Source organism: Halorhabdus sp. SVX81, assembly GCF_029207715.1.
Lineage (GTDB): Archaea > Halobacteriota > Halobacteria > Halobacteriales > Haloarculaceae > Halorhabdus.
Genome location: NZ_CP104322.1, coordinates 2,725,349 through 2,735,119, shown reverse-complemented (window position 1 = coordinate 2,735,119; position 9,771 = coordinate 2,725,349). Strand labels below are relative to the sequence as shown.

Genomic DNA, 9,771 nt, shown 5'->3' with positions numbered 1-9,771 from the left:
TCTGAGATATGTTGACTGACTTCCCGGATGTACTTGAAGAACACACTACTGGCCAGTATTGGGGTATTACTCCTGAGAGCCTTCTCCTGTACAATAATGCCACTGTAACGCAGACAGACGTGGCATGGGAAGCCCTCCATCGCTACTATGATCTCACAGTGTACGTGACTAACCATGCCGTCGACTGGGAGACGTATATTGATGCTCTCGAAATGGTTGTTAGTGAATGGTTAGACCCCCAAACACGGTTGCTAGCCCAGCATGCCACGTCAGCAACTGCCCAGCAGTTTGTCTTGGGAGCAAGCTATGAAGCTGCGGGGGGTGTTATGCGGATCCTGCGAATGGCACAAGAATCCCTTGAGGACAACCACGAGGGGACGACTATACTGTTGGCCCGACGTGATGTGCGAGCGATAGCTGAGGACCGGGATATCAAACTCCTCCGGACGCTCGGTGCACTTCGTGCAACGACAGATGGCTATGAAATCAGTCGGTCAGCCGTCAAAACGTTGCACGGGAGTCGCAAGTTTACGGAATCTGAGGCGTGCTGGGCAATTTTAGCTCGAATCTGCGAGACCCATGGGGTAACAGACCTTGACACCGTCGTTTCGCCACTCCTGAGATGGTTCGATGTCACTCCGCCAGATAGCAAACCGGCTAACATCCAAGGAAGCCTGCCGGTGTATGCTGGCGACGAACGTGTATCGGCGTTTGTTGAAAAGCTGTTCGCTGAAGAATCGATGGAAGTATTCACTGATATCGAAAATGAGAGTGCTGACCGTGCTGATCGACTTGAGGAGACAATCGGCCTCCGTCAGCCAAAGGTCCCTGTCGAGACTCCAACGTGGCCAATCAGCGATCAAGCAGCTGCAGTGTGTGCTGTAGCTAGCCAGCACCAGCATCCGGTGGCGGTCGAATGGTTACCCAAAGAAAAGGAAAACCGGAATAAATTCGAACTCCACCGTATTCTTAGAGATGCTGGATTCGAGGTATCGCTCGAGGAAAATCTGCTCCTGTTCGAAAAACCGTATTCTGGGCCGACTGCTCCTGATGCAGTTGCCGCCTATGAGGACTACATTAAGATTGAACAGACTCGCGCGAGATCAATCGCAGCGTCCAGCCGCCAGTTAGCTAATAAGCTCGACACCGCATGGGCAGATCAGCGAACAGATCTGTTGGCGTCATCTGTAAACCGATTGGAAGACGTTACGATAGCTCCGATTGAGTTCGTCTTTTCGATGTTCGACCCAGTATTTCACGCTGACGAGTACGAGACTGAAGAATATATTGGCGACAGTCCTCATCTCGCAGACGAGGTCGACCGTATACGGGAGTGGCGATCAAATCAACCACATGACGCCGTTACGTTCGTTGAGGAAGTTCGGAAAGTCTGTGCCTACCCGCTGGAAAATGAATCGGTCGCTCCGAAGTTACGGGTGATGTCCCCTTGGCTCAATTTCAGTATCACAGAATATACCGCACTATTCCAACGGCTTCTCGAAAACGGTGTGGAAATTCAACTTCTGTTCCGATTACCTAGTCCGGACAACTGGAACAAACTCAAACAGAACTTTCTAACCCGCCTGGGGGACACCCACGATAATCTCACATTACGGACGTACACTCGCTACAAGAAGTTCAAAGACCACACCCAACTCCGCAGACACAAGCGGAACGAAACAGATAGTGAAGGAGATAGCTTCGTTTCCGAGACCGGTGTCCATGCGAAACTATTCATCGCCGGTGATCCTGAGACCGGTGCCGTGCTTGCGGGTAGCGCCAACCTCATGGAGAACAGTTTCTATTACAATCCAGAGGCTGGGCTTCATACTCGGCATCCAGAGGTCATCCAGACCGCCATAGACTACTTCGATCTAATCTGGGACGTGGCTGAACCCGACGAAATCGATAAGTCCGTATTTACAGGTCAAACAAATTTCGAGTTCTACCCAAAGGTATACCGACCCTGAACCTGTCAACTAGCAGCTGTGGATATTGAAAATGTCACCCAACACTAAGTCATCAGGACGAATCTATCACTTGTCGAAATCGCTCCCGCAACACTTCTTCACGGTCTTCAAATTGCTCGACCTGTGACCGCAGACTCTCGCTAATTCTCTCGATCTGGGCAAGTCCCCGTTCTCCATCAAGAGAGATTTGTTTACTGGCGTTATTTTCGGTCTCAATCTGGTCCTTATACGCCTGGTTGGCCCGCTCGATTGTTCCTTCAGGGTTGAAAAGAATATCATTCGCAATGCGTACGTACTCGTCCAGTGCTGCTCCTTCCCTGCCTTTAAAGAAATGAGTGAGTGCATACGTCGCTCCAGAATGGAGCGTCCACATGTCGATCTCGAACGGATTCGGAGCATTGGCTTCGGCATCGGCCGCTGCCCGTTCCGCGAGATACTCCGGGAAGCCGAGGAGCGTGTAGAACTCCGTCATGGTGTACGGAAGATCCGAAAAATCGAGATCGATCTCTTGAGCATCCCGAATAAACTCGAAGAGGTCGTTCGCGACGAGTTCGACCTGTTCGAGAATGCCTTCCCACCAGGTCCGGAAGTTTCCCACGTCGCCGACATGCTTGACGACCTCCTTGTCGGTGAGCGAGCGCATCGTGTTCGAACAGTAGCCATCCTGGGCGAACCCCTCCACGTACACTGCGTGTTCACCGAAGAAGTCATACCCCGACGTCACGCCCATCGTGATCGGATCGGAGCGATCGGGGAGCGTCACTTCGAGGCCGTCGAACATGACGTCCATGTGGACCTCGCCACCGCCGCGGTATCGACGAATCTCGCCGAACATCACGTCGCCGAGTGACTGCCCGTCGATCATCTCCTCACGCAGCACCTCCTCCAGTGGGCCGTACACGTCGACGGGATTGATAATCGCGTAACTGTCCGTCGGGATGTGGAACAGTGGCTCGACATCGTCCCCACCACGCCCCTGCTCCCGAAGCCGCGACGGCTCGACGACCGCGTTGAAGCGCTCGGTTTCGACCCACTCGTCGCTGCAGGGATTCTGGTAGGCCACCGTCGTCTCGATCGCCTGGGGAAGATCACGAATCGCTTCGGTGAACGTCACCGGATCGTCCACGGGTTTCTGCTCCGCGTACCAGTTGGGAAGCTGTGCATCCGATCGGCCGTCGAGACCCGCGAATACGGTACGGGTTTCTGGGTCTTTCATCTCGTAGTCACCTCGCGAAGAACTCTCGTCGTCGGCCAGCCCATCTCGCGCGCCCTGCACCCTTTATGAGGGCACAACAAACGCCATCGTGCGGGAGAACACCGTGAGGAAGCCTCTGTCGTTGACCCTCACTACTCGATTTGCTTGAGTTCTCGCCAGCGATCACGTACCGTATTCGGCGAGACATCCGCACACGCTCCAAGTTCACACTGCGTCACGCACTCGCTACGCCGCTGAGTTGCTTCGTACAGACAACCGGCCGCCACTCCGACTGGATTCCGACCGTTCGCCAGACGGTGGTTCTCCGCCTTCTTCGCCAATCGCTCCGCCACCTGACGCACCTCCTGGGAGACTCCCAGTTCTGACGCCAGCCGTGGCACGTACTGCTGCGGTGACGGCGGGACCGTGGGAAGCCCCAACTCCCGATTCAACGCCCGATAGGCGTTCTCGACTCGCTCCTTGTTCACCCGTGCGACCGCGCTCACCTCGTCGAGCGTCCACGGAAGTCGATTGCATCGACAGGCTGCGTAGACACTGCCGGCCGCCATCGCCTCGATCGACCGCCCGTGAAACAGGTCCTCGCTCTGTGCGCTCCGGAAGAGGTCACACGCCTGGTCATCGATGACGTCCGAAGCGTCGAGTGCACTCACGATGCGACTGACTTCGGAGAGGCCGTGGGCGAGGTTCCGTTCGCTCTTCGAACGGAAACGCGCCCGGCTGTGCTCCCGTCGGAACCGGCCGAGTTGCCTGCGTTTCGATCCCGAGAGATCGTTGCCCTTTCCGTCGGTCTTCCGGCCGATCTCCGTCGAAATCCCTCGGTCGTGTCTCGTCGGCGTGAGTGGAGCCCCTGTTCGTTCCGGGTTCGTCCGGTCGTCCTCGAACGACCGCCATTCCGGCCCGTGATCGATCGGTTCTTCGTGGAGAACCAGACCACAGTCCTCACAGACTGTCTCGATCGAATTCGTTCGAACCCGCCCACCACAGTCCGGGCAGCCGGTGTTTGATCCGTTCGGTACGTCTTCGTCGAATCGATGGTCGTAGCTATCGCTGGTCGCCATTCGAATCACTGGAGTTACGAGGAACTCAGTTCGTCACGAGCCCCTCGCCCATCGCAGGGGCAGAAAAACAAGCAGGGTCCGTAACCCCCTTTAATTCAATCAAAAGGGATATGGTGATAGTGATTGGTATTCATCATATGGGCGCCGGTGATTATGCAAAGGGTAGCACTCCGGAAATGGCGTTGAGGGCAGTTCTCAGAGAGCATCCTGCATTTGATGAACCTCTTGAGATAACCTACTATTCAGAGGAACCCGCGTTCATGCAAGTTACACTTGCTGACATTCCTGATTTCGACTGGGACCAATACAACAGCGATGCAAACAAAACGAGGCCAGGAGGACAACCCAGTGCTCACGTCATAGAAAAAACAGATGCGACCAAACTCCACCTCGATAACGTCTGGATAACTACTGATAAGACTCCCGACGGGAAGGCCTGCCACGTCAAATTCCGTTTCATCACTGAACTTGAATCCTCGTTTGTCGAAAGTGGGGAAATTGCCGATACAGACGTCGATCGCAATACCGTGTGGAGCGCTGAACGAGTTAGCACGGAACCAGTAACTACCTAATTCCGCTTTAATCATTTTTTGTCATTTATCCGGCCTCCCAAGCTATATCTCGCTGTCGGGACAACGCCAGACACGACTGATGGATGCAGGTTAGTTACCAGCACGCGAACCCCCACGACGGTCGAGAGTCACATCTCCTCAGATTCCACGAGGAGATTCACGACCAGACGACCTGCATCCTCGTCGACTCCGGATCCGGGGTCGACGTCGATGACCTCCTCGGAGAAGACGAGTACCTCTCTGCGATCTTGCTGACGCACGCCCACCTCGACCACTACCGGACCCTCGGGTCGAATATTCGGGACGAAGCACCGATCTACGCCACACCGGAGACGGCAGAGGCGATCGAGACGCGACTCGACACCGACGCCGAACACGCAGATCTGGACAACCCCGACGACGTGAGGGTGGCGATAGAACCGATCACGGACTGGACGACGGTCACGAGTGACATTCACGTCACTCCGGTACCCGCCGGGCATGCACCTGGCGCCTGTGGGTTCGTCGTACGGTTCGCCGAGGGCGACGATCGCCATCACCTGCTTGCAACGGGCGACTTTACCACGCGCCGGGCCGCCGGCTATCCGGGTCTTGCGACGGATTTGCCGGTCGACGCGGTGTTCCTCACGGCAGCGACGAACGCGGACTTCCGGGACCAGTTGACCGGCGCGGTCGCGACCGTCGTCGAACGAGCGAGCGCCGGTTCGACAGTACTGACGACGACCAGTGGCTCGACCGGTGTCCACCTTGCATACCTGTTGGCGCACGTCGCTCGCGCTTCCGACCTGGCGCGTCCCGTGACAGTTGCGGGTCGGGTGGCAACCCTCTGGGAGGCGTTCGACTACGACCATCTGGCCGTCAAATGCGTCACGACGTTCGAGGATCCGGACGAGGTCCTCGGTCCGGGCCGAATCACGATTGCCGGGCCGGAGGTTCCCATCGCTGGAAGCAGTGAACGACTGTTCGACGCAATCGAAGACGATGCGGGGGCGACGCTCGTGCAGGTGACGAGCGGCGCGTTCGACCCGGAGCGGTCCGCGGGCTGTACAGTCCACGATTACCAGCTAAGTAACCATCCGACCGAAGAAACGGTCGATTCGGTCGTCGAAGCACTGGGCCCAATCCACGTCGTCATCACCCATCAGCAGGGCCACGCTGCCGATCGGTACAAGGACAAGTACGATAGTTTCGTCTGGGCGACCGACGACTCGAAGCAGTACACCCTCTACGACGACGGCTGGTCCGGGCCACCGTGGGTTACCGAGGCCACCCGTCGACGCGTTCGCTCCAGACTATACACGGACGCCGGACCGGATGTCGGGGGATCGCTCGACACCGTCGACGTCCCGCTGCCGACGGTGGAACGTCACGACGATGTCGATCTGGTCACCGAAGGCATCGATACAGATCGGCTGGCCGATGATCTCGGCCTCGACGTGGGTATCCTCGAGGCGCCCGTAGTCGTCGACGCCGATGGATCCACAGACGACCCTGTCGCGGTCGCAGACGGTGCGTCGGTTTCCGACCCCGTCGATGAGACGTCTCAGGTAGATGGTGCCGAGAGTGAGCAGCCAATCGAGGATTCCACGGCAGGCGATGACGTCGAGGTCGGTTCCGACTCGATTGCGGACGTCCTCGCTCGGCTCGATCGGATCGAGGACGCTGTCACCGGCACTCGAACCGGTGCGACTGTCGTCGACGCTGGAGACGGGGTGACGCTGCTTCGGGTGACCGACGAGTCGGTCGCCGAGGCACTGGCGCACGGCGAACGAGTTGACCTCGTGATTCAGACGGACCAGGAGCAGGATGCACGCGATGATATCGAGACGGATTGATCGACGGGCCTGGCTGTCGAACCGATCGAACTGGAAAGCGAGTACAACGCGAGTTGTCCGACAACAAATACCGGGATGACATCTTGGTAGCCAAGAATTCGGACTTTCGATATCTCGTGCTCCGGATTGGGTAGCCAACGGCGAAAGCCCGGCAGCGCAGCGCGCGATACGCGACCGGTTGGAGCGTCTCGGAATGGGCGAACGGGCGACGCCCGTGAGCCAGCGAGCAGCCCGGACCGTGGAGGTGGTTGGGTGGTGGCGGAGACAACACCAGCAAAAAGAAGTCCTGCTTCGGCTACTCCCACCAACAGCCCCGTTCGGGGAACTCGATCCGACTGTGATAAGTCACGGCGAGCGAGCACCGTCCATCGTACCAGTTCTTCTTGACGCCGTACATCCGCACAGTATCGCCTTCCTGGACGATCTTCGGATCCGACTTCTTCCAACTCGTGAACTTGATTTTGTCCGTTCCATCCGCGATGAGTCCGACCTGTTGAATGGCCGGATTGCTTGGCTCCCAGAGCGTCTGAATCGTTCCCTCGATGTCTACCTCGTTCGACTGCACGTCCGGCACGTCCGCAATCGGGCAAATCACACCCGGTTCGGCCTTCCACTCGTCGATCGTCTCGAAGACCGCCTCCGTGAGATCCTGTCCACGGACCACCCGCTCGGCCAGCACTCGGGCGATGGCCGCTCGTCGAGGCCCACCGTCGAACCGCTTCGCGATCCGATCAGCCTCGCGATTCACCGACGCCAGTTCGTCCTGCGAAAGTCGCTCTCGTGGGTCCGACCGTCGTCGCTCGCGCCGCAGCTCCCGCCGATCTTCCACGACGACCTCTCGCGTCCGTCGTGCTCGCCCGTCCTGGGACGTGAGTTCCGCCTGCGCGCTAATGTGCTCGAGTTCGGCCTCCCTGGCCCGGATTCGCTCTTCCTGCTCCAGCGTAAGGTGCGAGAGGTCCTGCACCATCCCTTCCGGATGATTCGAATCCACCTTGGCCTGCGTCTCCTGTTGGACCGACGGCCTGAATTCCGGCGAGTCCTCGACGACTTCACCGACTTCGTCACTCTCGCTCCGCTCGCGCGTTGGTTCGAGTGCCTGTGCATCGACCGAAACTTCATTAGTCGATAGCTGTTTACCTGACATTGGAATTACACCAGATTCCGAAGGCGCTCACGCGCCACCACCGCGATGCCATTACATCGCGGTTTTCCACGATGACGACCGACAGAACCATCTCTGCGCTCTCGCTCGCGCCTTCGCGAGCGCCCCACCGGGGCGCGAGCGAGAGCGCCCGATGGACGTGTTACAACCAGCCACGCGCGCCGACCCGCCCGGAGCGAACGGCCAGCGGAGTAAGCGTGGCGGGATGAGCACCGACCGGAGCGCAATCCCCCGCGCTTACCCGCTGGCGGCAAACCGGAGGCCCGGCAGGACCCGCTCCCACTGGAGCGGAAGCCCGCCCGGAACGGTCGGTGCCGAGTGACGCGGAGGTCCCGCGAATGAAGTGAGCGGGACGACGGTGAGCTTGCTCACCGGACGGCGGCAGCGGCGAGCGTGGCGAGCCATATTCAGTCCGCTCTATTCACCAACCGATGATACAGAAAATCACCACTATCCGGGTTCTATCGCGGGCAGTGTCCGCGATGAGTGGCCACCGACTCGAAAACAAATTTTCGATCGGGTCGTCACTCGTTCGACCGTTTCGCAGAAAGATCGGAACCACGCCCGAGTCGCTGGAGTTTGCCCTCCAATTGTTCGATCCGCTCGTTCTTCTCCGCAAGTCGTGTCTCCAGATTGGCGATTCGCTCCTTCAGTAGGCGATTCTGTTCGACGAGATGAGTCCGGCGACGCTGGCCCTCGAGATCAGTCGGTGACGCGTTAGCGTCCGCTCCGCCAGTCGGATCGTAGAATTCGTCGACGGTCCCGATCGCTCGTTCGATGGTCTTCTCGCCGTAGGTGCTGCCGTCGGCGTAGTGGACCGCGTCCCACTTCTCGCGCATCAACCCCGACTGCCGAAAGAGGCGGTCGATCTGCGAGCGATCGCCACCGGTCCAGAACGCCAGCAGACAGCATAGCGCCATGTCGGCCTCGGAGTGGCTCTCGTAGCCCGCCGTCCGTCCGTTCCAGAGGTCCTCGAACTTTCGATTGTTCTCGGCGCTCCGAGCCCTCTCCAGGACCTCCACGTCGTCCAACTGTGGCTCACTCCCCGACGATTCTCGCTGTGATGGTGATACAGAGCCCGGAGCGTCTACCCGCTCCGAATTCGAGTCGTCCTCTCGCACGTACTCGCGATGGACCGCTTCGAGTGCGTCCTGTCGATGGGCCACTCGAGTCGGCGTCTCGTCGATATGCTCACCAGTAACGGTGAAGAACCGGGCCGTCTCGTAGAGTTCGACGTTTCCACGTCGGTTCCGACCGTCCGGCAACTCCCCTTCGACGATGACGTGCACTCCGGTCCCCGACGGAGAGACCTCCGTGTAGGAGTCGAGTCGCTCCACGATATTCCGTGCCGTCTCGTCGAGTTGCCCGTCCGGATCGCGACAGTCGTCGAGATCGACGCCGACGAACGGGTCCGCTTCACTGAAGACGAACCCAACTCCTTCGATGTCTTCCCGTTCGACCTCTCGACAGGCCGTCTCGAAGTTCATCCACGTCTCCGCGTCAGTCGTCGAGGCGAACTCGTCCGATCCAGGTTCGATCGGCACCTTTGTCGCTTTCCCGTCGCGCGTCTCTTCCCGCCAGCAGATCCACTGCTCTCGATTCTGCAATCTCTCAGGGATCGCAGACGGATCCATCGCCGGTTCACTACGCTCACTCATGGCAGCCACCCCTCGCCTGCCGAGATAGACACTCGCCTCCGCGCTCGATCGACCGCTCTCGTACTCCCCTGGATAACTCCCTCCGTTCCGACGCTATTGCCCCACCTATTATTGGTCGGTTTCTGCCGTAACTGGCGAAACGAGACGGCGATAATCGAAAGACGTGACGGCATTACGCGATGACGCTCCCCTCGTGGTCGTGTTTCGGCATTCGAGGAAGTGCTGTAACCCGTCGCTATCGATCGATACAGCGCGTAGAGCCGCCAGTTGGCACTCAAAGCCCTGGTTCGATACCGTAAC

7 protein-coding genes are annotated in these 9,771 nt (G+C 58.6%); 3 read left to right on the top strand and 4 right to left on the bottom strand.

Annotated elements, in window-relative coordinates:
* Nucleotides 1–8: 8 nt before the first annotated feature.
* Nucleotides 9–1,970 carry a phospholipase D-like domain-containing protein gene (locus SVXhr_RS13730; protein ID WP_275737980.1) on the top strand — a complete coding sequence of 654 codons (1,962 nt, stop codon included), beginning with the start codon at nt 9–11 and terminating at the stop codon, nt 1,968–1,970.
* A 52-nt stretch (nt 1,971–2,022) separates the two neighbouring features.
* Here SVXhr_RS13730 and SVXhr_RS13725 read toward each other — a convergent pair whose 3' ends face one another.
* Entirely contained in the window at nt 2,023–3,186 is a 1,164-nt protein-coding gene (locus SVXhr_RS13725; protein WP_275737978.1) for a hypothetical protein, read from the bottom strand.
* A gap of 131 nt (nt 3,187–3,317) precedes the next feature.
* Nucleotides 3,318–4,244, bottom strand: a complete 927-nt coding sequence (locus tag SVXhr_RS13720; protein WP_275737977.1) for a transcription initiation factor IIB family protein — start codon at nt 4,242–4,244, stop codon at nt 3,318–3,320.
* A gap of 137 nt (nt 4,245–4,381) precedes the next feature.
* Here SVXhr_RS13720 and SVXhr_RS13715 point away from each other — a divergent pair, with 137 nt between their 5' ends.
* Nucleotides 4,382–4,816: a hypothetical protein gene (locus tag SVXhr_RS13715; RefSeq protein ID WP_275737975.1), complete on the top strand. Its 435-nt coding sequence runs from the start codon at nt 4,382–4,384 to the stop codon at nt 4,814–4,816.
* Between the two features lie 83 nt (nt 4,817–4,899).
* Nucleotides 4,900–6,651: an MBL fold metallo-hydrolase gene (locus SVXhr_RS13710; protein WP_275737973.1), complete on the top strand. Its 1,752-nt coding sequence runs from the start codon at nt 4,900–4,902 to the stop codon at nt 6,649–6,651.
* Nucleotides 6,652–6,946: 295 nt separating this feature from the next.
* On the opposite strand, the gene SVXhr_RS13705 is transcribed toward SVXhr_RS13710, so the two are convergent.
* On the bottom strand, nt 6,947–7,795 hold the full coding sequence (locus SVXhr_RS13705; protein ID WP_275737971.1) for a DNA-binding protein: 849 nt from the start codon (nt 7,793–7,795) through the stop codon (nt 6,947–6,949).
* 542 nt (nt 7,796–8,337) lie between these two features.
* Nucleotides 8,338–9,471, bottom strand: a complete 1,134-nt coding sequence (locus SVXhr_RS13700) for a hypothetical protein (protein ID WP_275737969.1) — start codon at nt 9,469–9,471, stop codon at nt 8,338–8,340.
* Nucleotides 9,472–9,771 lie beyond the last annotated feature (300 nt).